The organism is Thalassolituus alkanivorans (genome assembly GCF_020447205.1).
Classification (GTDB): domain Bacteria; phylum Pseudomonadota; class Gammaproteobacteria; order Pseudomonadales; family Oceanobacteraceae; genus Venatoribacter; species Venatoribacter alkanivorans.
In genome coordinates this window covers 1-208 of sequence record NZ_JAJAEL010000018.1, presented here as the reverse complement: position 1 = coordinate 208, position 208 = coordinate 1, and the positions used below count along the sequence as shown (strand labels likewise).

The 208-nt window shown below is 42.3% G+C and carries 1 pseudogene; it reads right to left on the bottom strand.

Annotated elements, in window-relative coordinates:
- Positions 1 to 107, bottom strand: a pseudogene (locus LGT44_RS08875) (helix-turn-helix domain-containing protein); the annotation flags it as partial.
- Between the last annotated feature and the right edge of the window lie 101 nt (positions 108 to 208).

Genomic DNA, 208 nt, shown 5'->3' with positions numbered 1-208 from the left:
CGCGACACACCCATAACCTTGCAGGCTTTGGATACGTTACCGAGTTCCTGAGCCAGATTCAGCAAACCGGCTTTGTGTTTTATGATGGGATTGTTAGACTCAAGCATAGAGAGTTTCCTTTGTTGAGATATTGATTCGACACCATTATCAAAACGGGAAACTCTCTTCTTTTCAATCAGAAGTGTCAGATCAGGTCTGAACTAATTCA